Annotated in this window: 22 protein-coding genes; 4 read left to right on the forward strand and 18 right to left on the reverse strand. The window is 42.7% G+C overall.

Annotated elements, in window-relative coordinates; translation table 11 throughout:
- Positions 1-462: 462 nt before the first annotated feature.
- The 16 genes from ELZ47_RS08125 to ELZ47_RS08200 form a co-directional block, all read right to left on the reverse strand.
- Complete coding sequence (locus tag ELZ47_RS08125) at positions 463-972, reverse strand: hypothetical protein (protein WP_125330560.1); 510 nt, start codon at positions 970-972, stop codon at positions 463-465.
- Positions 950-1237 (reverse strand): autorepressor SdpR family transcription factor, encoded by a 288-nt coding sequence (locus tag ELZ47_RS08130; protein WP_164549595.1) that lies wholly within the window; start codon positions 1235-1237, stop codon positions 950-952. The genes ELZ47_RS08125 and ELZ47_RS08130 overlap by 23 nt, the downstream gene beginning before the upstream one ends.
- 202 nt (positions 1238-1439) lie before the next feature.
- Entirely contained in the window at positions 1440-2348 is a 909-nt protein-coding gene (locus ELZ47_RS08135) for a CPBP family intramembrane glutamic endopeptidase (protein ID WP_002897963.1), read from the reverse strand.
- A 128-nt stretch (positions 2349-2476) separates the two neighbouring features.
- Entirely contained in the window at positions 2477-3301 is an 825-nt protein-coding gene (locus tag ELZ47_RS08140) for a CPBP family intramembrane glutamic endopeptidase (RefSeq protein WP_126435764.1), read from the reverse strand.
- Positions 3302-3331: 30 nt separating this feature from the next.
- A complete protein-coding gene (locus tag ELZ47_RS08145; protein WP_002915643.1) occupies positions 3332-5131 on the reverse strand; it encodes a serine hydrolase domain-containing protein in 1800 nt (599 codons plus the stop codon).
- Positions 5132-5303: 172 nt separating this feature from the next.
- Positions 5304-5789, reverse strand: a complete 486-nt coding sequence (locus ELZ47_RS08150) for a hypothetical protein (RefSeq protein WP_002904097.1) — start codon at positions 5787-5789, stop codon at positions 5304-5306.
- Positions 5790-5803: 14 nt separating this feature from the next.
- Positions 5804-7384 (reverse strand): ATP-binding cassette domain-containing protein, encoded by a 1581-nt coding sequence (locus ELZ47_RS08155; protein WP_126435765.1) that lies wholly within the window; start codon positions 7382-7384, stop codon positions 5804-5806.
- Between the two features lie 265 nt (positions 7385-7649).
- Complete coding sequence (locus ELZ47_RS08160; RefSeq protein WP_002897970.1) at positions 7650-7790, reverse strand: hypothetical protein; 141 nt, start codon at positions 7788-7790, stop codon at positions 7650-7652.
- Between the two features lie 210 nt (positions 7791-8000).
- Positions 8001-9080, reverse strand: a complete 1080-nt coding sequence (locus ELZ47_RS08165; RefSeq protein WP_331852790.1) for a serine hydrolase — start codon at positions 9078-9080, stop codon at positions 8001-8003.
- A gap of 135 nt (positions 9081-9215) precedes the next feature.
- The gene (gene sodA / locus ELZ47_RS08170; protein ID WP_002906995.1) at positions 9216-9821 is read right to left on the reverse strand and encodes a superoxide dismutase SodA; all 606 of its coding nucleotides are present in this window, start codon (positions 9819-9821) and stop codon (positions 9216-9218) included.
- Positions 9822-9883: 62 nt separating this feature from the next.
- Positions 9884-10930: a DNA polymerase III subunit delta gene (holA, locus tag ELZ47_RS08175; protein ID WP_126435767.1), complete on the reverse strand. Its 1047-nt coding sequence runs from the start codon at positions 10928-10930 to the stop codon at positions 9884-9886.
- Between the two features lie 250 nt (positions 10931-11180).
- Positions 11181-12320, reverse strand: a complete 1140-nt coding sequence (locus tag ELZ47_RS08180) for a DUF805 domain-containing protein (protein ID WP_126435768.1) — start codon at positions 12318-12320, stop codon at positions 11181-11183.
- A gap of 124 nt (positions 12321-12444) precedes the next feature.
- Entirely contained in the window at positions 12445-14685 is a 2241-nt protein-coding gene (locus ELZ47_RS08185; RefSeq protein WP_126435769.1) for a DNA internalization-related competence protein ComEC/Rec2, read from the reverse strand.
- Positions 14669-15349 (reverse strand): helix-hairpin-helix domain-containing protein, encoded by a 681-nt coding sequence (locus tag ELZ47_RS08190; protein ID WP_126435770.1) that lies wholly within the window; start codon positions 15347-15349, stop codon positions 14669-14671. The genes ELZ47_RS08185 and ELZ47_RS08190 overlap by 17 nt, the downstream gene beginning before the upstream one ends.
- Before the next feature lie 148 nt (positions 15350-15497).
- Complete coding sequence (locus ELZ47_RS08195; protein ID WP_164549596.1) at positions 15498-16046, reverse strand: HXXEE domain-containing protein; 549 nt, start codon at positions 16044-16046, stop codon at positions 15498-15500.
- Positions 16047-16118: 72 nt separating this feature from the next.
- Positions 16119-16859: a lysophospholipid acyltransferase family protein gene (locus ELZ47_RS08200; protein WP_002900842.1), complete on the reverse strand. Its 741-nt coding sequence runs from the start codon at positions 16857-16859 to the stop codon at positions 16119-16121.
- A 157-nt stretch (positions 16860-17016) separates the two neighbouring features.
- Here ELZ47_RS08200 and ELZ47_RS08205 point away from each other — a divergent pair, with 157 nt between their 5' ends.
- From ELZ47_RS08205 to ELZ47_RS08220, 4 genes are all read left to right on the forward strand, one after another.
- Entirely contained in the window at positions 17017-19356 is a 2340-nt protein-coding gene (locus ELZ47_RS08205; protein ID WP_126435772.1) for a cation-translocating P-type ATPase, read from the forward strand.
- 129 nt (positions 19357-19485) lie between these two features.
- Entirely contained in the window at positions 19486-20232 is a 747-nt protein-coding gene (locus tag ELZ47_RS08210; RefSeq protein WP_126435773.1) for a tRNA1(Val) (adenine(37)-N6)-methyltransferase, read from the forward strand.
- The gene (locus ELZ47_RS08215; RefSeq protein ID WP_126435774.1) at positions 20222-20485 is read left to right on the forward strand and encodes a GIY-YIG nuclease family protein; all 264 of its coding nucleotides are present in this window, start codon (positions 20222-20224) and stop codon (positions 20483-20485) included. Before ELZ47_RS08210 ends, ELZ47_RS08215 begins: the two co-directional genes overlap by 11 nt.
- A complete protein-coding gene (locus ELZ47_RS08220) occupies positions 20478-21344 on the forward strand; it encodes a DapH/DapD/GlmU-related protein (protein WP_126435775.1) in 867 nt (288 codons plus the stop codon). The genes ELZ47_RS08215 and ELZ47_RS08220 overlap by 8 nt, the downstream gene beginning before the upstream one ends.
- 44 nt (positions 21345-21388) lie before the next feature.
- Here ELZ47_RS08220 and ELZ47_RS08225 read toward each other — a convergent pair whose 3' ends face one another.
- Both ELZ47_RS08225 and ELZ47_RS08230 read right to left on the reverse strand, forming a co-directional pair.
- Positions 21389-21922, reverse strand: coding sequence for an isoprenylcysteine carboxyl methyltransferase family protein (locus tag ELZ47_RS08225; RefSeq protein WP_023915926.1), 534 nt, complete (start codon positions 21920-21922; stop codon positions 21389-21391).
- A 182-nt stretch (positions 21923-22104) separates the two neighbouring features.
- Complete coding sequence (locus tag ELZ47_RS08230) at positions 22105-22851, reverse strand: DeoR/GlpR family DNA-binding transcription regulator (RefSeq protein ID WP_126435776.1); 747 nt, start codon at positions 22849-22851, stop codon at positions 22105-22107.
- Positions 22852-23103: the final 252 nt, after the last annotated feature.

Below are 23103 nucleotides of genomic sequence, written 5' to 3' on the forward strand. Positions count from 1 at the left end.
CTAAATAGATTATACATCTTTCCTTTCTTTCTGTCAAATCTATTTCGAGTTTTTTCTAAATAACTTCAATCTAAAAATCATCAAGCTCTACTGCAATAAAAAACGGCTCTATAATTTCTGTAGTGGGTAAAACCACTGTAGGAATGATGGAGCCTATTTGTTGTAGAAAAAAAGTCCCATAAGACCTATAATGAAAAGCGACAAAACCATCATTAGAAAGACTCTTATGGAACAGTTCAATTTTATCACAAACTTACTGGGAATAAAAGACCCTAACATCATAATCTTGGATGTTCTAGATGCTGGAACTCATAAAGAAATCATCGCTTTGAACATCAAAAAGGAGAGGACTGATTTAGTCCTCTCCAGATTATAACTTCTCATCAACCCACTACAGTTGACAAAGAGTCAGAATGAGACTAAACAAAAGCGCACAATCTGTGCACTTTGTTTTCACTTAATTTACAAAAGAAAGAGTCCCACTAGTACGGCTGTCAATCCGACCAGGATAAAGAGGTAGGCTAGCCAACGCGGCGCTGGTTTTTCTTCCACCACCATTTTCTTAGGCATATAATTTCCAGAAATTAGAAACATTACCCCCGAAAAAATCGCTACAATTTTATTAATGTTGAAGTGGGAATCAAGAGCATAGAACAGAATGGAAAGATAGACAGCAATATGGTTCAAAGGAACAATCCAAAGGACGAAGCGGGCAAAAGCGGGCTTGGTGATTTCTCGGTAAGCCGTTGCCCCATAAACAATCAGCTGTATCAAAGTCATAAAGATTGGCAGACCCCAGATAAAGAGAAATTTGGGTGCATACTCAAATGTCGGGCTAATCAGCGACACGAAATTGATCCTAATATTCTCTGGCAAACTAGGATAAATCCATAAGGCATAAGCAAGTGGCAGCCAAATAACCAAGAAAGTCAGCAGCAATTCCCTAAGGTTATTTCTCAGTTTCGTTTTCATTATTTTTCCCTCCTAGCGAGGCAATCCAGACCAAAATTTCCTCAAAAACCGTGGCATCTAAATGGTAGTAAATGTAATTTTTCTGCCGTTCTTCATAGATGAGCCCCGCTTTTTTCAACTGGGACAAATGGTAGGATACCGTCGCTCCCGTCAAATCGAAGACTTGAGCGATTTCACCAGCCGACTTAGGACCTTTTTTTAATATTTCTAATATTTCCCGCCGAACTGGATCAGCTAGGGCTTTCATGGTTTCACTAATTCCCAATTTTGATACCTCTTAAAATTGATTTCTAGCTAAGGACAAACAAAGCAACTAGCTCTAGATAAGTCATGGCTCCTACAAATGTAAGCAAGGCGCTACTCAAACGGACAAGATTTTCTGCCAGCAATCCTCCTAAAACTATTTAGAGAACTTTCAAATTCTTTTCTCCATTATACTGTTTTTGAGGATAAAAGACAAGGAGGGCTTAGCTAAACACTTGCTTTTTCTTGGCTAGATAGGCGGTGAGAAGAGCAGCCAGCGCCATAACGATGACTGCTATCAGCCCGCCTGATAGAGGTTCGCTTGGCGTTCCTGCTAAGAAACTGTTGGCTTGACTGGTCAAAGTCGTCTGTAAGAAACTACCGTGCTGGAGATTGTTGCCCGTCCCAATCACTCCAAAGACACCTAGATAAATCATGTTATTAGCCGCATGCAGCGCTATGACCAGCCAGAGATTGTCCGTCAGTGCAAAAAGGAGGGAAAGGAAAATCCCGGTCAGAAAGACATTGAGGATATAAAGGACGGGCGTTCCACCTTTAAAAATGTGGATAACCGCAAAGAGCAGGGAGTTGAGCAGGACAGCCGGTAGCAAGTCCAGCTTGGTGCGGAGTTTGTTCATGACAAAGCCGCGGTAAATCATCTCTTCAGCCAGCGCCTGAAAGAAGAAATTGACCAGGAAAAAGAGCCAAATTCCTAGATTGAACTGCTTTTCGACTTGAATGTGGAGCTGTCCGCCGAGCAGATTGAAGCCCACAGCCAGAAGGACTAAGAAGAAACCCAGTGCTGTACCAAGCAGCAGATTGAACCCTAATTTTTCCTTCCAAAGTCCAAAACTGGCAAGGCTGCGCCGCTCCCAAAATTTAGCGACGAAGAGAATGATGAGTAAACTGCTACCTAAAAAGACGGATAAAGAAACGATGCCTATCAGTAAGCGATTGGCGTCCGTCATGCTCGGCAGCAAGAGCCATTGGGACAAAGCTCCGCTGATGAGGCTTCCCGCAGCAATCGCAAGAAAAGCCAGCGGCAGGCTCAGCCACCAATTTTTTGCCCCTGCTTCTTCTTGCAAGATTTCCAGACTAGAGCGATGGGCTGTCTTTTGATAAGTATGTGTCATGTGTGACCTCCTTAAGGTGTATTTTCCCCTACACCCTTATCCTAACAAAAGAAGTACACCAAATCTAGCTCTTTTTGGTAAGTGGTTAGATTGCGCTAGTAAGTGGTAGAAAAATCACCTAAAAAAGATTAAGAAATCCCCTGCTGACTTTCTCTCTCTTCGCGCTTGGTCAGCCAAACGGCAATGACAAGAGCAATGAGAGCGCTAAAAAGTCCAGTTGGACCAGGACCAAGGAATTTAAACGTTTCTACCCCACTAACAGTGAAAACGGTAGTTATCATGGCAACGGCATCAATGACCCCATGTCCAAAGGCTGGCAGCCAAATGGTTTTGCTACGTACATAGTAAATATCAAGGATAATCCCAAAAGAAATAGCCATGATATAATAGGGAATTAAATTTAAGAAACGCTCACCCAGCGTCCCCGCTCCAATCATATTGACAGGAAAATGCCAAATAGCCCAGATGAGACCACCAATGATTCGTCCCTTAGTCCGTCCGTAGCGCTCTTTCAAATAAGGATAGAGAATACCCCGCCAGCCGACTTCCTCGCCCAAGCCAGAAAGACTGATGACTAGAGTTAAGACCGTAAAAATCATTAAAATTTGAAGGGCGACTTGTGGGTTCAGGGCAAAAGCCAAATGCTGCGGAAAGGCAGCAAAATAGACAAGTGCGCCGCCAAGTATAATGCTACAAATGGCTAACCAGCAGGCTAGGTAATCGCGCCATTTACTGGCGAGCTTCAATTTCCAGCCGATAGACTTTACAGGAGCTTTAGCCAAAAAAGCAGCCACCATAGGGGCGAACATTACCACACTTGCGGATAAAATGTTACCGACAAGTTTCTGATTGTTAGCATAAAAGTAAGCTATGGCTAGCATACCTGGCCAAGCGATCCCAAACGCCCAAGCTAGAAACCTTTTAATGGTTGAAGTTGAAATTGTGTTTTGCATATAAAATGCTCCTTTCTGTCATTTGTAAAATTATAAAGTCCACCATTGGTATAGCGACCAATAGAAAATATTAAAAGCGATGATAAAAGCGACGGAGCTAGTTGCTAGCGTGAGGTACTTATTCCCTTGCTTCAACCTCGCTTTGAAGAAGGGCAGATAGGGAAGAAAAGCACTAATCAGCAAGACCACAGCAAGCAAGGCAAACAGTTGGAAATGCCCCGTCAAACCAGCGAGATCGAAAGAATTTTTCGCGAGAATAATTGAGAAAAATGAGAACAAATTACGAAAAGCCCAAAGAATAAGGAAGCCAGTCAGATAATGCCAACTAGACCAGACAACCGAACCTGTTCCCTTGTTTTTCCTAGTGAGCAAACGATACAATTTTGCCAAAATACCGCTGAGATAGCAAAGGGCGACATACAGTGCGGCAAGCCCAGCGAGTAATAAACTACCATAATCTTTGATAACATCCAACAAGGGCAGCTTTGTCCTATCTGAAATAGGCAGGTTCAGAATATAGTGCCCTCCTCTTTCTCCTGCCGTCCAAAAACCAAAATAGTCTTTGATAGCCGCATTTTCAGAAGGGTTAGTTAGATAGCTAGTCGACTTGAAAACCCTAAATATAGATAGGGGACCTCCACTATAAATACGCGCTTCGCGGTAAAAACCAGCTTGAAAGTCCTTTTGAGCTGCCTTTGAGGCTTCTTTTTTCTTACCGTAAATGAGGTCAGGCATGCTAAGAGCGAAATGAAACTCATTTCTTTGATTGACTGTAACGACTGAGCCAATCCCTGACTTCAAATCAAGCAAGAGGCTGGTCGTAAAGCCTGGTGAGTTTCCCCCGTGCCCAAAAGTTCTGGTGTTTTCAAACTCCGTCACCCAAAGTCCGTGAGCATTGACGGGAATATCTGTACCCGGATAAGTATGGCTAGCGCTGTAAAAATTCTCCCAAGTCTCTGCCCTTTTAAAGAGCTTCTCCTTTTGCAGGAGGGCTTGGGCAAATTTCTTGATGTCGGCAAATGTTCCTGTTGCCCGCCCCGCTGGATATTCTCCAAGAACAAAGGGTTGGTCGCCTTTTAGTAAGTCTCCATTTGTATCATAAGTTTTCTCCTTCTCCCGCTGTTTTTGTACAAATACATTATCTGATAAATCAGGTTTGAGTGCGGTGTGTTTCATACCCAAGGGCTGGAAAATATGCTCGTGGACATAGTCGGCAAAGGATTGCCCGCTAATGCGCTCCACGATATAGCCCGCCAGCGCTGTTCCATAGTTTGAATAGGATGTCACCGTCCCCGGCTCATAAATCTGAGACGGAGTTTTTTTCATCAATGCTCCTAAATCCTTGTCGGAGCCTATATACAAAGGGTAATCTTCAAAGCCCGCTTGGTGGTTCATGAGGTCCAGCATGGTAATGGGCTTGTCGTATTTGAGATTTTTTAGGAGATTTTGGGGCAGATACTCCCTGATGTCCGTTTTCAGGTCAATCTTGCCCTCCTCCCAAAGCTGCATGACGCTGACCCAGACGGTGATTTTGGTGGTTGAACCCCACTCGAAGACCGACTTGTCATCCACCGCTAGCTTCTTTTCCTTGTCCGTATAGCCGAAGTTCTTTTGATAGAGAGTATTGCCGTCTTTGTCAAAGACCGTTGTTGCCAGTCCTGCGCTGGTTTTTTCGTGTTCTTGGTAGTAATTTTCAATCTTCTGACCGATTTGGTCGTAAGACGTGCCTGACGGCAATTTTTGCTGGTCGGCGTAAGCGTGGGCTGCTCCAAAAGCTAGCAAGCCACACGTTACCAGCGCCACAGTGCTTTTCAAAAATGATGATTTCATGATGATCTCCAATCATTATTTTCTATATTTCCTTCACTTAAAAAGGAAAAAGAAAGAGCAAACTGAGTAGACCGAGAAGGAGCCAGATCCAGCCAAAGATAAAGAATAAAAGCATTTTAACAAAAGTAAAAATATGAAACATGATTTTCTCCTTTCCTATCAGATTGCTATTTTAAAAGAGGAAGAGGCTGACCAGAAACAGGATTGAGCCAACTCCTCCGAAGATATAAGCTAAAACGCGTGGAGCCGGCTCTTGGTCTGCCACTATTTTTCTCGTGAGGAAGTAGCTGACAGCATTAAGGATGATTGCAGACATAATCCCATTGACCTTAAATACCGGAAAAGCCGGATTGAGCCCATAAAGAAGAACGCTGATATAAACTACGGCATTGATAAAGGGAACCAGCCAGTAAAGGAAATGGACAAATTGCTTGTCGATAATCTCTTTAATAGTCGTCGTGTAGCAAACAATCAGTTGAATTACACTCAATAGAACTGGCAGAAACCAGATAAAGACTTGCTTGGGCATGCCTAGACCGCTATAGGGCAAATGCCCTCTGATTAGCTGAGATAGGTCTGCATAGATTGACAAAGCGTAGATAAGCGGTAGCCAAATAACGATTAGGCTTGCCACTAATTCTTTCCATTTTAATTTCATTTTCTTTCCTCCTTTTATAATTCCAGACAGTCATCAAAGCGGTCTAAGAGTGCCCTGCCTTGATTATGAGTAATAACGATAACAATGCGGTCCTTGATGGACAAGATATAGTCCATGACTTCAGCCGCCAAGCTCGGGTCAAGATTACTGGTCGGCTCATCAAAAATCAGCACATCATAATCCTTAACCAAGAAACGCGCCAAATCAATCCGCTGCTTTTCACCATAGGAAACTTCCTGCCGCTCCAAATCCAGCTTCTTGCTCAAGAAAGCCTCATTAAAATGCAGACTTTGGTACAAGAAAGTTTGGTCAGGTGCATTTATATCTCTGTATAGCGCGATATTGTCCGCCACACTTCCCTCGATAAAAAAGTCATTCTTTTGGATAAAGGCGATTTTCTGATAGAGACTGTCGCTTGCTAGCTGGCTGACCGCTTGACCATTGACCATGATTTGACCAGCGTAGTCCTTGCTATCAAAATAATTGAGCAAGAGCTTCATCAAGGTCGACTTGCCCCGACCAGACTCGCCGATAATAGCATAGTGCTTGTCCTTGGCAAACTGATAAGAAAAATCCTGAAAGAGAGCCTTGTCGCCCAACTCCAGACCGAGATGTTCAAAATCAATCCGATCAATCGTTTCGGTCAGATTTTGAGCGGGCTCCGCTTCTTTCTTAGCCAACTTAGAATCAAAATCATTCTCAATATCCTTGACCGTGCTCATGAGATTTTTGTTATTGATAAAAAGCTGCAAAGGAGTGAAGACAAAGTTCAAAAGCTGAACACTGGCAATCAAAGCCCCAATGGTCAGAGACCCTTGGCTGACAAACCAAATCCCCAGAGACATACAAAATATCTGAGACAGAAAGCTAAAGAACATCATCAGAGTCACAGCGCCCTCCTTAGCCGCATTATAGCTTTTTCTGGCTTGCTCAAAGTCGCTGTTGCTGCTAGACAGGTGCTCAACCACCCTTTTTTGGATTTGCAAAAGTTTGATTTGCTCAAAGCCTTCCAAAAAATTGGTGACTTGCTTCAAAAAGTAATTGCTTTTCTGAGTGAAATTCGCTGTCGCCTTGCGCATCAATATCCCTGGAATTTGTGACGCAGCCATGGTCAAAAAAGAAATGAGAATAAAGCCCAGAGCCATGCGCCATTCAATCCAAAAAATAGCCAGTGTACTGATAAAAACTGAAGAAAAGGCAGCCACAATATCACAGCGCGGGGTCAAGTAATTCTCTTGGTAAATATCCATATTCTTGGTCGTTGTGTTGAGATAGCTATTTTCCTGCTCGGAAGCCTTGTCATGCAAATTCTTGTCATAAAAAGAATGGAAAAGCCTCGTTTTGACTTCTTCCAAGACTTGCTTATTATGATTGTTCTTGAACCAAATAGCCAGCAAGCTGCAAAGAGACCAAGCACAAGTGCAAAAAAGGCAGATAAAGAATTGTCCAAGCAAGTTAGAATGAGCCTTCTGCGCACTGTCCACAACAACTCCCAGCTGCAAAGAAAACAAAGTGATAAAAATCGTTGCTCCAATGCTAAAGATAGTCGCACCCAGATAAGAAGCGCGGTATTTCCGTAAAATTTCTTTCAACATTTAATTTTTCCTTCCAATTTTCGTCTATTTTTGAAAACGATCCAAGACGGGATTGCCCAGCAGACGGATAAAACCGTGAGCAAGCCTATAAGCAATAAAAGTAATCCTCTTTTCATCTTTTCTCCTTTATCTATCTATTTAGAAAATTTTCTAAATAAAGAGTACGAAACGAAGCAATCTAATCCTTCTTAGGTATTTCGATTTGTTTCTAAATACTCTGGATTAAAAAATCTAGTCTAGAAAAACTAGATTGCCTATTTTGTATTTAAAAATGTTTTTGATTGGATATTTTTTGCAGGTCGTCCTTATTTTTATAGAGCACCCAGGAAAAAACAGCCAGCCAAATGGATAGACCCGTCACTAGACCTACTACGGTTAGTAGGATTGAGTTTCTTGCTTTCTTCATTTTTCCTCCTTTTTGAGTAGAGAAATTTAGAATTTTTTCTAAATAGCTTTTATAAAAAATTGCTCAGTGACTAATTAAACAGAGCAGAATGAAGTAATTAGAACATCTTCTAAATAGATTGTAACACTTCTCTTTCAAAAAAGCAAGAGGTATTTTGGTTTTTTTCTAAATAGCTATCAAAAAATCTAGCCTGTCTAGACTAGATTGCTCTTAGTTCATATTAACCCGATGCCATTCATTGATGACGTATGCTAACTGACCAACTTGCTCAATTCCGACACCACTGATCTCATCACTGGCCTCGGTGCTACCACCTAAATAAGCCGTATAGAGAGCTATAATATAGGGCTTCTCTTCCATAACTAATGCATCCACATTGAGCGCCTCACGAACATATCCAGGCTTTTGATAGATGGTAATGTCACGCAGATAGCGCTTATAGTATTCACCTGGGAAGGATTCGCCTATATAATAAAGGATGTCCTTGTACTTTTCCTGATTTTTAGACAAATACTCAAGGACCTGAATATAGTAGTCCGTCGTGGTCTTATTATTCTCACGGCTGATCGTCTTAATATCAGCCTTGGACTGACCGTAGCGACTAAACATATCATAGGCCTTTTCCATGCCGCCTAGACGCTCTGCTAAAGCGTAGGCTGGAGTATTTTCAGAATAAACCAAGGAATATTCCTGCATGTCTGATATTCTCATAGCACCGTTGAAAGCACCGACATAGTTATCATGCTCGCCCCTATATTCATAGTTAGTATTGGTAATATCAAACCGCTCGTCCATAGAAAGTTTGCCAGCAGCAACCTCATCTACTACCAGCATATTGAGAGGGAGCTTGTAGGTCGATCCCGCAGTCATAGGCTGGGTATCATTCATGGCAAAGGTCTTACCGGTCGTCAAATCCTTATAGGAAAATGCAACCTGGGAGGGTTCAATTCCCATTTCGGTCATATAAGCCTGAATGACCTGAGTCAAATCCAAATTTGCATAGTCAAATCGCAGCCCTAAAGCATCCATAGTCGGGCCGTCCGCTTCCATGACCTTCTGCTTCTCCTCTGGACTTTTCTCAACAGGCTTGGGCGTTTCTTCAACTGGTTTGGAATCAGGCTTGACTTTCTCTGTTCCCTGTTCTTGCTCGCCAGACTTTGCAAGTTGGGCAGCCTCTTGTGCTTTCTTTTCAATGGCCTTATTTCGTTCGGTTATAAAAAGGAAGATGAAGCCCAGCAGACAAAGACAAGAAAGGATAGCTACGATAATCGTTACAATTTTTTTACTCAAAACATTTCTCCTAGCATTTGTATTATAAAAAATTATGAGGAAAATAACAAGTGAAATCCAGAAAATAGGTATTTTAAGCATTAAAAAAGGCAAATCTTTAATCGATTCGCCTTTTTATATATTGAAACTGCCTGTTTATTTCGCAGCAGCGTAAAGTTGGTCCACCTTTTTCCAGTTAATAACTGAGAAGAAAGCTTGAATGTAATTCGGACGAAGATTGCGGTATTTCACATAGTAAGCATGTTCCCAAACATCCAGTCCTAAGATTGGAGTTTTACCTTCTGAAATAGGAGTATCCTGATTTGCTGTTGAGGTCACTTCCAACTTGCCTTCTTTATTGACAACCAACCAAGCCCAGCCAGAACCAAAACGAGTTGTAGCCGCTGCAGTGAAAGCCGCTTTAAAGTCTTCAAATGATCCAAAAGTAGCTTCAATATCTGCTGCCAATTCTGCAGATGGTGATGTTTCTGCTGGTGTCATCAATTCCCAGAAAAGAGCGTGGTTAAGATGACCACCACCGTTGTTGATGACTGCTTGGCGGATATCAGCTGGGATAGACTCCACATCGGCCAATAATTTTTCCAAGTCTTCACCGATTTCAGGATGTTTTTCAAGCGCAGCATTAACATTCGTTACATAGGTATTGTGGTGCTTGTCATGATGCAAGTGCATTGTTTCTTCATCAATGTAAGGCTCCAAAGCATCGTAAGCGTAAGGAAGATCAGGTAAGATAATTGCCATTTGATAGACCTCTTTTTCTATATGATTATAAAAATGATAACGCAATCATTAGAATTTTTCAACTATTTTGCTTGTAGCTCACCCGTCGCAATCTTGAGCAGAGCCAAATCAAACAGGTAATCTTTATCATACAGCCCCGACTTAATCTGAAAATCCGTTTCAATCAAACAGGCCATAGTCTTTTTAAGAAAGGCTAAACTCAGTGAGCGAGCATCCTTTAAGGCAAACTTGACTTGATAAGGATTGACCTTGCGGCCTAGATAGTCGGACAAATCAGACACAATCTGACTCTCAGCTCTGCCATTTTCCGCTAAAACCTTAACCTGCGTAAAGATACGAAACTGCCCCAGCATAATGGCAATAAGCTTGATTTCATCCTCACCTTGAAGAGTCAAATCTCGGACCAAGCTTCTGGCCTCATCAATCTTCTGCTGCAAAATAAGCTGGGTCAGGTCAAAAATATTGTCCTGAAGAGTCTTGGGAATGGCCTCGGCAATGTCTTCTAAACCAATCTGACCAGACTCTTTATATCCTTTCAGAAAGGCTAAATTTTTACTGATTTCACTGAACTGAAAACCTGATTTCAGCAGCAACTGATCGAAAGCTGCCGGAGCAAATTGTAATCCTTCTGCCTGCACTTCCTTGCTGAAATAAGCCCTTAGATCTGCTTCCTTGAGTTCTTCAGCCTCAAAAATTCTCCCATCCCGTTTCAGCAGTTTGACCAGACGGCGCTTGCTATCCAGTTTGCCTTCTGCAAAGATAACCAGACGAGTCGTATCCGCTGGATTTTCCAGATAATTTTCGAAAGATTTGAGTTCTTCATCAGTCAGATAGCGCTTCTTGGCTGTTGTCAAATCAGCAAAATGGTCCAAAATTACGATTTTTTCATCCGCAAAAAAAGGCAGACTGACCAAGTCCAACTCCACGTCCTGATAGTTTGCTTCTTTCATATCGAAAATAGCAGTGTTCAAATCGCCCGGTTGAAACTGAATCTGGCGGAGAAACTGCTCTTTCAACAACTCAAACTGCCCCAAGTCATCCCCAGCCAAAATGGTCAAAGCAGGAAGATTGCTTGGCGTGATTTTTTTAATTTCCTCAATAGCTAACACAGAAAGTCTCCCCTGCTTTATATTTCTTGTCAATTTTTTTCATGTATTGATTGTAACAAAAAAGAGTCAGAAAGTCTGTTATTTTCTTTGTAAACAAAATCTAATTTTTGAATAGATCTGCTATATAAATAGAAACTGTTACTAGCTTCATTTTTATTTGTTCTAAAAAACTATCAATGTCCAGTTCTGTTCAAGATTTTCTGCGAGCGATAGAACAAAAAGAGCTGGAAAAATTCCAACTCTTCTTTGTTTATTCTTGATTTTCAGTTGTATCCTCTACACTGTTTTCAGCTGGAGTAGAAGCCCGCTCCTCTTGAACCGATGAAACAAAAGGATTATCTTGAACAGGTGCTTGAGTTCCAAAATCCTGAGGTGTTGACTGCTCAGGTGTTTCAGCAGTAAATGGATTTTGGACTGGTTCTGTTTGCTCCACCGCTTGACTTTGATCAGAAACAGGTTGTTGTGGCTGTTGACCAAACTGCTGTTCTTGGAAGCCACCTTGCTGTGGCTGTTGGTCAAATGGTTGGTTTTGGACAGGTTGCTGTGGTTGCTGACCAAATTGCTGACCTTGGAAACCACCTTGTTGCGGCTGTTGACCAAACTGCTGTTCTTGGAAGCCACCTTGCTGCGGCTGTTGGCCAAATGGTTGGTTTTGGACAGGTTGCTGTGGTTGTTGACCAAATTGCTGACCTTGGAAACCACCTTGTTGCGGCTGTTGGCCAAATGGTTGATTTTGAACTGGTTGTTGTGATTGACCAAACTGTTGTCCTTGGAAACCACCTTGCTGTGGTTGTTGGCCAAACTGTTGTCCTTGGAAACCGCCTTGTTGCGGTTGCTTTTCATAGTTCAAGCCTTGATTGTAAGACTGTTGACCAAACTGCTGACCTTGGAAGTTTTGCTGACCAAATTGCTGACCGTATGAATTCCCAACCATTTCAGGCTTAGATCCTTGACAAAGTAAAACAATCAAAGCAATACTACATGGAAGAGATACTAATCCTGCAATAATATTCAGAACCGGAATAAATGATAGTAAAAAAGGACCAACATACAGGAAAAGAAAAGCCCAATGATAACCAGCATCACGTAAACGACGGACAATGATAGCCAAATTAGGCACAAAAGTCGCCAGAGCATAGAGAATTAAGATGAAAATAAAGATTACAGCGAATCCTGCTCCAGCAAAGATTGCTGATGGATCTGGTTCATACCCATAAGTTGTGTCTTGAGCTGCTGAAAGAATACTTCCCACAGCAGATACCCAAAAAATGATAATTAGCGGTGCAGTAACAATAACATGACACAATACTACCCACCAGTAGTCTGAACGACTGGAACGGCCTGAAAAATCGGCATAGTGTGTCCAGAATTTTTTATATGCAGCAAACATAGAATTCTCCTCTATAATTTTTTATACCCATTATCTTATCACAAATGCATAAATAAATCAATATGACTTCCTGACTGAAGCTAAGCAGTCTACAAAGTATGAGTTGGCATCTTTAGCGCTGCTATCAACGAACCGTTTCAATCCTCCAGGAATTCCAACCAGTAAACCGAATGGCCCCCTGCTGGTCAGTTCGATAGATGGCTGTATTAAACTTCTCAAATCTTTCCAAGGTTTCCTGATGGGGATGACGATAACGATTATTCTGTCCAGCTGATATCAAGGCCAGTTTCGGCTGAATTTGCTCTAAAAACTCTGGACTGGAAGAGCCTTTGGATCCATGGTGACCTGCTTTTAAGACATCTGCTTTCAGCTGAGGAAATCGCTGCAGCAGTTCAGTTTCTCCTCGCCTTTCCAAATCACCTGTAAACAAAAATTTTGTCTGAAAGAACTCCCCGTAGAGTACAATCGAATCATCATTTCCACCATCGCCTGTCCCGCTGGGATAGAGAACCTGCAAAACTGAGTCAAACACCGGAATCTCATCTCCTACTTCTACGACATGGACAGAAGTTTCTATCTGCTCCAGTTTTTGAACAAAATCAAGCTGAGTCAGACTTCCTTTAGAAACATAGATTTCCTTGATGGAAAAATGCTTAGCTACCTCCAGCATATCTCCCATGTGATCGGTATCGGTATGAGTCAGGACCAATACATCCAGACTAGCAACGCCACGACTTTTGAGATAGGGAATTAAGGTCTTTTCTGCATTGGATGAAGTCTGTCGCTCCTGCCAAGCCTCTTTCTTTCCTATCTCGACTCGTCCTCCTACATCAATCAAAACCGTCCTGCCTCGCCAGTCCCTGAGAAAAATGCTATCTCCCTGACCAATATCCACTACTGTGATCTCGTTTTGCAGCGGATGCCTTGTTAGAAAAAATAAGAGAAGAGTAAGCAAACTAAAAGATAAAAGCCAGCTTTTCTTTCTCCGAAAGTCATAGATTAAAGCCAAAACCAAAAGCAGAGCAAACAGTAACCAGAGGTTGGGCTTCCCAAAAATCAAAGGACGCGGAGTAAAATCAGCTACCCAACGAATCACATCTTCGAGTAACTCAAAGAAAAAATTGGCCTGAGAAATTTTTACAAGTGGTGACAAAATAAAAATGAGGGTTAACCCCGGTAGCATCAGCAGGTCAAAGAATAGTGAAAATAGAAAAGTTAAAATCACAGACCAAGGCTGAAATTCAGAAAAATAGTAGATTAGTATAGGCAAAATCCCCAATGAAATAGTCAGACTTTCCGCTAAAAGCTTACGAATCGGCGGTAACTTTTCAAAATCCATCATAGAAATCAAAAAGGCATAGGCGCAGGACAAGACACCGCCTGCTGTCAGAAGAAAATTGGGCATGATGATAAAGAGAACCATCAGTGTCAGAGCAAAGTTATCTAATCTGGTCAGTCCTTGCTGGGCCAACAACTTCTGAACTAAGCTTCTGACGACAGAAACAGAAAAGCCTGTCAGTCCAGCGTAGATAAATGAAAAAGGTAGCTGCAAGGCGTTTACTGTCTCCCTCTTCATCCCCAAACGTAGAAGAATCCTGCGAAAACCATCCAAAAAGAAACCTACCTGCATACCAGACAAGGCAAACAAGTGGATGATACCCAAGCTAGAATACAGATTGCTCATTTCCGCAAACTCCGTATCCAAGTCACCAAACAAGAGTCCAGTCATATAATGACTCATCGGGCTGGGAAAATTACTTCGAATATAGACCAGCGCTTTTCTCCGCCAAACAGACAGCCAATCCAGTGGATTTAAGCTGGAAATTGGTCTTAGTGACTGAATCTTATTGATTTTTAAGGTACGGTAAATCCCCTGACTCTTTAAATAAGCCTGATAGTCAAAGCCCGAAAAATTTCGTTGCTGCTGGGCCTGTTCAAACTCTGCTTCCATATCAAGGACGACCAAATCTGTCAGTTGCTGAAAAGCTTTCTTTTCACTGGCTGATTTGATTTTGTAGAAGACCTGATAAAGTCGACCGTCCGTTCGCCCTCGAAAGGATAGGGAGTCTCCATTGACTTTGATTGTATCTGGCAAGACCTGAACCGAGCTAGCTGAAGGAGGTTCCTGCCTAAATGCCTGCTCTGCTATTTCCCGACGAAGTAAGAAAAAGAGGACAAAAAGGGACAGAAATGCCAAGGCAGCTAGACTTTTTTTGAGAGGATAGCTGAAAAAGAGACGAAGCAAAAGGACACCCAGCCCAAAATAGGCCAAGGAACTGCCAGCATAGACGGCAAAATAGGCCCAGACAAGGATGAAAGCCAGATAGATAGGTGCGAGGGGTAACTTTTTAATCCACTGTGACATATTCTTTCAGCTTTTCTAAGGTCTTATCTCCAATACCTGACACCTTTTTCAGATCATCTACTGACTTAAAGCGGCCACTGCTTTCTCGGTAGGCGATGATGTCAGAAGCCCGCTTCTGTCCGATGCCTGAAATAGTCTGCAGTTCAGCCTCTGTCGCCGTATTTAGATTGACCTTGTCTGACTTTCCGCCACTGGCACCGGCAGAATCAGAAGCTCCTGCTTGATGCTGACCAGTCTGTGTGACATCGGCTCCTTCTTCACCAATCTTTGCCACATAGATTACTGCTTCATCCGTTAATTTTTGTGCCTGATTGATGGACTTAGCCTCGGCGTCTGCTGTCAATCCGCCAGCTTTTTGGATGGCTTCATGGACTCTCGCTCCTGCTCTTAGCTCATAGACACCAGGATTCTTGACTGCTCCCTTTATATCCACAGTGACTTGCTCACTCTCTTCTTCGTCCGCCTTGACCTTAGAGACAATCTTTTCGCTTTCTTCATCAGCTGAGCTGGATGAGGAAGTTATTTCTTGACTCAAGACAGCGACCTGATTTTGCGGTTGATGATTTCCTTTGATAAGGAAAAAACAACCTAGAACAGCGCCAACCACTGCCAGACCGACAAAGAGCTTGTATTCTTTCAGCTTTTCAATGATTTCTTCAAGCATATTTTTCTCCTTTGTCTTTTTATTCGTAAAACATTTCAAAAAAATAAGACAAGCCGAGAGAATTTTCAGCTTGTCATATTTTAAAATTCTTATTTTGCAAGAAGTCGTATAGATAGAAGGGGCATTGATGAAAATAGGAGCTGTAATATCAATTTGCTTTGCTTATCCTGTATATCCAAGCTTCTAACTTATGAGCTCTGCTATGTAAAAAAGCCAGATTTGCCAAAAGAAAAGCCATCACTAGCACACTTAGAATCAGAAGCAGCGGCCAAGAAACTGAATGCTGACTCAGATAAAGGACCAAGACTAAGATGAGCATAGGAAACGTCGTCAAAGCTGTGAAGCCGCCCGGTACCCAGCGACGAAAGCAAAATACTTGCATAATATGGCCCAGCAGATGGAGGGTATGACAGAAGCCAATAGCTAAAACTAGCTCGGGAATACGAAATAGAATCGCAAGCAACAAAAGAATAAATGCCAGCAGAAATTCCTCTGCAATCATCAGAGCAATACTTTCAGCAGAAAGATAACTTCCTCTCCTAGCAATGAACATCTCCTTTTGATAGCCTTGATGGTCTTGATTCTGAGAAATCCAAGGCCGAATCAGGATAATCTCATCAAACTCGTGCAGCATAAACAGTGATAAGGTTACAAAAGATAAAAATGCAAGAGACATAGCATCCTCCTTATAAAACATACCAACATTATAACTCACTTACACACAAAAATCAGCTCCCAAGCAAGATTGCTCAGCAAGCTGATTAGTATCTTATTTTCTATGCTTATCCGGATCCCAGACAAAGCTAGCAAAAAAGCTGAAAATGATGGTCAAAATCCCAATCAAAATAGCAGGAATAAAGACAAAGGCACGTAAAATCCGCAAGAAAATATTGCCTTTCTTTTGTGTCTGGTAAGGGGCTACTTCAGCATCCAGACGGTCAAACTCAGCATGAACACGGCGAGCCACTTCTTCAACTCCCTCATCATTCATCTTCTTAATGTCTGAAATATCAATTGGATTACCAAAATTCATGTCCACACGCTCTCCAGCTGCCAAGCCTTTGAGGCTCATGGGACCAGCGTAGACTACTGGCATGATACGGACCTTAGCCATCTTAGCAATCACTGCCACTCCTCCCTTGACATCCGTAGAATGGCGGCTGCCGCTTGGGAACATAATCAGGGAACGATTGCTCTTTTTCAGCATATTGACAGGGTACTTGATAGCTGACGGACCAGGATTTTCTCGGTCAATAGGAAAGGCTCCACACATGCGAATCCACCAGCCGAATACGCGATTTTCAAAAAGCTGTTTCTTGGCCATGAAAATGAACTGCTTGGGCTTGGTCGCAAAAGCCATGTAAACTGGATCCCACCATGTCCGGTGAGGGGCAACCAAGATATAATTTTCATCTTTTGAAGGAATCTTTTCTTTATTGTGGTAATGCGCATTGCCGTTCAAGGTCCACAGGATAAAAATCACTAAACCTCGCAAATAAGTATAAAACATAAACTCTCCTTATTTCAAACCAAAATTATACTTGAAATTTATTACATCCTTTCCCATTATACCCTATCCCATTATAGTCTGCAATATTTTTCCAAACTTTGCCTGTAACAGCTGATTCGGATAGCTATTTCCATAAAAAAATGGTATCATTATTCTCATGAACAAGAAAGAATTAATTGGTTTAAACCAAACCCAAGTAGATGAAAAGATTTCGCAGGGCTTGACCAACGATTTTACAAGTGACACCAGTACTAGTAACTGGCAAATCGTTAAGCGGAATGTTTTCACCCTTTTTAATGCCCTTAACTTTGTTATTGCTGTTGCCTTGGTCTCTGTCCAAGCTTGGAGCAATCTGGTCTTTTTCGCAGTCATCAGCTTTAACGCCGTTACTGGTATTATTACAGAGCTGCGAGCCAAACGTATGATTGACAAGCTCAATCTGGTCAGCCGAGAGCTGGTCACAGTCATCCGCGACGGCCAGGAAGTCAAGATTCAGCCAGAAGAAATTGTACTGGGTGACCTAATCAAGCTGTCAGCCGGCGAGCAAATTCCCAGTGATGCTCGTGTGGTAGAGGGTGTTGCCGAGGCCAATGAAGCCATGCTGACAGGGGAGAGTGACTTGGTTCTCAAGGAAGAAGGCGCTGAGCTGCTGTCTGGTAGCTTTCTGGCCAGTGGGCAGATCTATGCTGAGGTGCATCATGTCGGTGCAGACAACTATGCCAACAAGCTTATGACTGAGGCTAAAACCCTCAAGCCTATCAACTCGCGCATTCTTTACAATCTTGGGAAAATTTCCCGCTTTACCGGAAAAATTATCATTCCTTTCGGATTGGCTCTCTTCTTTGAAGCACTGATGATAAAGGGACTGCCTGTCAAGAACTCTGTCATTACTAGCTCGACAGCTCTTTTGGGTATGCTGCCTAAGGGAATCGCCCTGCTGACAGTTACGTCACTTCTGACAGCTGTCATCAAGCTAGGTATGCGCAAGGTTCTTGTTCAGGAAATGTATTCTGTTGAGACCTTGGCTCGTGTGGATACTCTCTGTCTGGACAAGACTGGGACAATTACCCAAGGTAAGATGACTGTTGAAGCCTTGCATAGTTTGTCAGATAAGTTTTCTGATGAGACCGTCGGTCAAATTTTAGCAGCTTATATCCAAACCAGCGAGGATAATAACCCAACTGCCCAGGCTATCCGCAAGGGATACGGCCACCTGAAGCACACCTATACCAGCGACAATGTTATCCCATTTTCTAGTGACCGAAAATGGGGCGCTATGCATTTATCAAGTGTCGGAACCATCTTTCTGGGAGCGCCCGAAATGCTGCTGGACAGCAATCCTGCAGCGGTTGGAGAGGCTCAAAAACGCGGATCGCGGGTTTTGGTACTGGCTCACAGCGACCAAGTGCTAGATAAACACAGTATCCAACTGCCTGAAGATATGACCGCTTTAGCTGTTCTGGAAATCACTGATCCTATTCGTGAGGGAGCGGCCGAGACCTTGGATTATCTACGCTCTCAGGATGTTGATCTGAAAATCATCTCTGGTGACAATCCAGTGACCGTTTCGCATATCGCGAGCCAGGCTGGATTTGCCAACTACGACAGCTACATCGACTGCTCTAAAATCAGTGATCAAGAACTGGTTGAGCAAGCAGAAGAAACAGCCATCTTCGGCCGTGTTTCTCCTCATCAGAAGAAGCTGCTGATCCAGACTCTAAAGGCCGCCGGTCGGACAACAGCCATGACGGGAGATGGTGTTAATGATATTTTAGCCTTGCGTGAAGCAGACTGTTCCATCGTCATGGCCGAGGGCGACCCCGCAACTCGGCAAATTGCCAACTTGGTTCTTCTTAACTCCGACTTTAACGATGTACCTGAGATTCTTTTTGAAGGCCGCCGAGTCGTTAACAACATCGGCCGGATTGCTCCGATTTTCTTCATCAAGACCATTTATTCTTTCATCCTGGCTATCATCTGTATCGCCAGTATCCTGCTAGGAAAATCTGAATACCTCTTGATTTTCCCATTTATTCCGATTCAAATCACCCTGATTGACCAGTTTGTCGAAGGTTTCCCACCCTTTGTCCTCACCTTTGAACGCAATATTAAGCCGGTTGAAAAGCACTTCCTCAAACGCTCCCTGCAGCTGGCTCTGCCAAGCTCCCTCATGATTGTCTTTAGCGTCCTATTTGTTCGTATCTGGGGCAGCAGCCACGGCTGGAGCGACATAGAAATGGCAACCCTGACCTATTACTTGCTAGGCAGCATCAGCTTCCTGTCAGTCATTCGGGCCTGTCTGCCACTCAACCTTTGGCGCAGTCTGCTTATTATCTTCTCTGTCTTTGGCTTTTATCTATCAGCCTTTGTCCTGCAGCACCTTTTAGAAATTGCAACGCTGACAGCTGCAACTTTGCCTGTCTATCTGATTCTCATGGTCATTTTCGGAATTATCTTCGTTGTCTGCACCATCAAGCAGAAATACAGATTTGATTAAGGGCTAACTAAAAAAGAATTGTCATTTAAACTCATGGAAACATGCGAGAGCCCTCGCATGTTTTTTTGATTGTGCAAAAACTTCCCATATCCCTTTGGAATCCTTGCTAAATCATGCTATAATTGACTTATGAACGAAGCAAAACTAAAAGACGGAGAGCGCGTCAACCAGCTCTTTTCAACGGATGTCAAGATTATTCAAAATAGTGAGGTCTTCAGCTATTCGGTAGACAGCGTGCTGCTTTCCCGCTTTCCTAAGCTGCCTCAGCGGGGGTTGATTGTCGATCTCTGTGCTGGGAATGGCGCTGTTGGACTTTTTGCAAGCACTCGCACCAAGGCCAAGATCCTGGCAGTCGAGATTCAGGAACGTCTGGCAGATATGGCCGAGCGCTCCATTGAGCTCAATGATTTAACCCAGCAAATGCAAGTTATTCAGGACGATCTGAAAAACCTAGGACGCTATATCACTGGCAGCAAGGTTGATATGATTCTCTGCAATCCCCCGTATTTCAAAGTGGACAAGCAATCCAATCTCAATGAAAGCCAGCACTACCTATTAGCCCGCCATGAAATCTCAACAAATCTGGAAGAGATTTGCAAGATTGCCCAGCGAGTCCTCAAATCCAATGGTCGGTTGGCTATGGTTCATCGACCAGAACGCTTTTTAGATATTTTAGACACCATGCAAACCCACAACCTGGCTCCCAAGCGCATCCAGTTTGTCTATCCAAAGCTAGGCAAGGATGCCAATATGTTGCTCATTGAAGCCATTAAAGATGGTTCGCGCGACGGACTCAAAATTTTGCCCCCTCTCTTTATTCACAATCAGGACGGCAGCTACACTCCGGAGATTCACGAGATTTACTATGGAAAATAAAGCCTATATGTACGTACTTGAATGCGGGGACGGCTCCCTCTACACGGGCTACACAACGGATGTTCAAGCCCGACTCAAAAAGCATCAAGCTGGCAAAGGAGCCAAATACACCCGTGCTCGACTGCCAGTTGCCTTACTTTACCAAGAAGAGCACCCTAGCAAGCCGGCTGCCATGTCAGCTGAAGCACTCTTTAAAAAGAAAACTAGACAAGCCAAACTGGCTTACATCAAAGAAAGGACTCAACATGCCTGAAATCCAGTTTAAAGGCGACTTTCATCATATCGAAATTTCCCCAGATAGCCAGCTTGATATCGGTCAAGATGTCGTCTTCCAATCTTTTACCAGCCTCAGTGTAGCCAGCAGAGCACAACTCAAACTAGGAAACCGGGTTTTCTTTAACGATCACTGCACTGTCCGCTGTCAGCACTCTATCGAAATCGGGAAAGACACTATGTTTGGCGATGGGGTCCGCATTTTTGACCATAATCATCAGTATTCTAATTACCATATTGAGAAGATTGATTTTACTGTTGCGCCGGTTAAGATTGGAGCAAACTGCTGGATTGGGGCTAATACTGTGATTCTCAAAGGTGTGACCATTGGTGATAATGTCATCATTGGAGCCAACAGCTTGATTTTCCAGGATATTCCCAGTAACTCTATCGCTATGAGCAAGGAAGAGCTTATCATCAAGGAGCGGCCGCAGGGCAATTTCCATGCCTTCACCTTGACAGCTTCTGATACCTTGGAACAATTGGCCTATTTAGCAGAAAATCTGCCAGACTTGGAATTTCACATTGCTGCTAAGACCAATATTTCTCCTTACTTGGCCAGCTTTAAGGACTATCCTAATATCAACCTCTACACCAATATCCACCAGGATGACTTTATTGAGGATTTGCTTGATAGGGCGGATATTTACTTGGATATCAATCACTGGGGAGAAGTCGACCAGATTGTCCAAAGGGCTATCAGCAAGGGGAAGCCAGTTTTGGCTTTCAGCCAAACTGCCCACCAGCCTGAAGAAAATACTTTACTTTTTGAAGCGAACCTACCCCAGCAAATGGCTGATGAAATACGAAAATTCATGCAAGAAAAGGCTAGGACATAAACGTCCTAGCCTTTATTTTGCAGTCGATATGCATTTTATTAACTTTATTCACCAGCAATTCCATTTGGAATGATGACTTCCTTGAGCAGCTGCTCTTCTTCCTTGATACGGACATAGAGGGTGATACAGTAGAGCGGGAAGAGAATGAAAAGAGCAAAGTAAGCATGACTGAGCAGTGCCAAGCCCACCAATTCTGGTACAACATTCAGGAAATAATTAGGATGTTTGACATTGCGAAAGAGCCAGTGGTCAACAAACTTATGATCCTTAACCAGCATAAGCTTGATAGTCCAAACTGGTCCTAAAAGCTTGGCAACAAGGTAGAGCATAAACATAGAAAAGAGCAACAACACAGCTCCCAGTAGGCTCACAAAGTCAAAAGCTGGCTTCTTCAGCAGCAATTCCAGAAAGCAAACCGCATAAAAAAGCATGTGCAGATACTTCATGATAGTTGAGTTTTTCACCCCGTACTCCATGCCACCCTTGGCCAGAATATCCTGCTCATTCTGAGAGGATTTCCTCAAAAACACCAAACGAAAAAGCGACACAGCCACAAAAATCACTATATTGATTGTCATAAGACCTCCTAAAATTTAATAATACATTTTATTATATAAGGAATTCCGCGGCAAAGTCAAGACTGTTGTTTACAAAATCGACCAAGATATAAAAAAGCTGCGACTAGAATTCCTAGACAAAATCCCAGTCACAGCCTCTATAAATTATTCATTTGAAACAAGCTTTTCTCACCGGTCAGACATCACAAAATTTCAACATAGGTGCTGTATTTTTCCTTGACTTTCGGAGCGATATTATCATCCGTCACAACTGCACTGAGATTGTCCAGCCGGTAAAAAGAGTAGAAAGAATAGCTGTCAAACTTGCTGTTATCGGCTACAATGTATTTGCTGATGGCATTGTTAAGGATAATCGCATCTCCATTGCCTTCCTCTTCATTGCTGGTGGTAACATTATGACCGTCAATGCCATTCGCCCCGATAAAGGCCTTAGAAACCTTGATTTCTTTCAAAAGATTATTGGCAAACTGACCGACAAAGGTTTGAGTCTTAGCCCGATAACGGCCGCCAATCAGAATTAAATCTAAATTGGCTCTTTCTTTTAACTTTTCAAAAATTGGCAGCGAATTGGTGACAATGCTGATATTCTTGCCATCCAAATAGTCTCCTATAAAATCGGTTGTGGTGCCTGACCCAATAAAGACCGCATCCCCGTCAGCAATCAAATCCGCACATTTACGGGCAATCTGCTTCTTCTCCTCAACATTCAGCATTTGCTTTTCTGAGTGGGAAATCTCGTTGAGAGCATTCTTGACCTTCTTATGGGCTCCGCCATGAACGCGGGTCAGCATGCCCTGCTTCTCCAAATCAATCAAATCCCGACGGATGGTCATATCCGTGACGCCCAGCATTTCTTTGAGGTTTTTAACAGCAACCACACCTGTTTGATCCAGTTCTTGCAGAATGATTCTATGTCTACTTTCTTTCATTTTACATTCTCCTTTTGCTCCTGAATTTCTTACAGACTCACCTTCACCTTATTATACAACAGTTCCAGCATATAAACAAAGATTTGTGAATTTTTTTATTTTAAATGGCTGATATGTTGAATTTTGATGTCGAAATTAGTTGAAATACTTCGAATCCTATTCTATAGCAAGAAGATTAAGAACTGTTCACAGCAGAAATAAGGGGGCTATAATTTACTTTGAAAAACAGGACTGCTTCAATCAGCACGCTTA

Origin of the sequence: Streptococcus sanguinis (assembly GCF_900635155.1) — a bacterium.
GTDB lineage: Bacteria > Bacillota > Bacilli > Lactobacillales > Streptococcaceae > Streptococcus > Streptococcus sanguinis_G.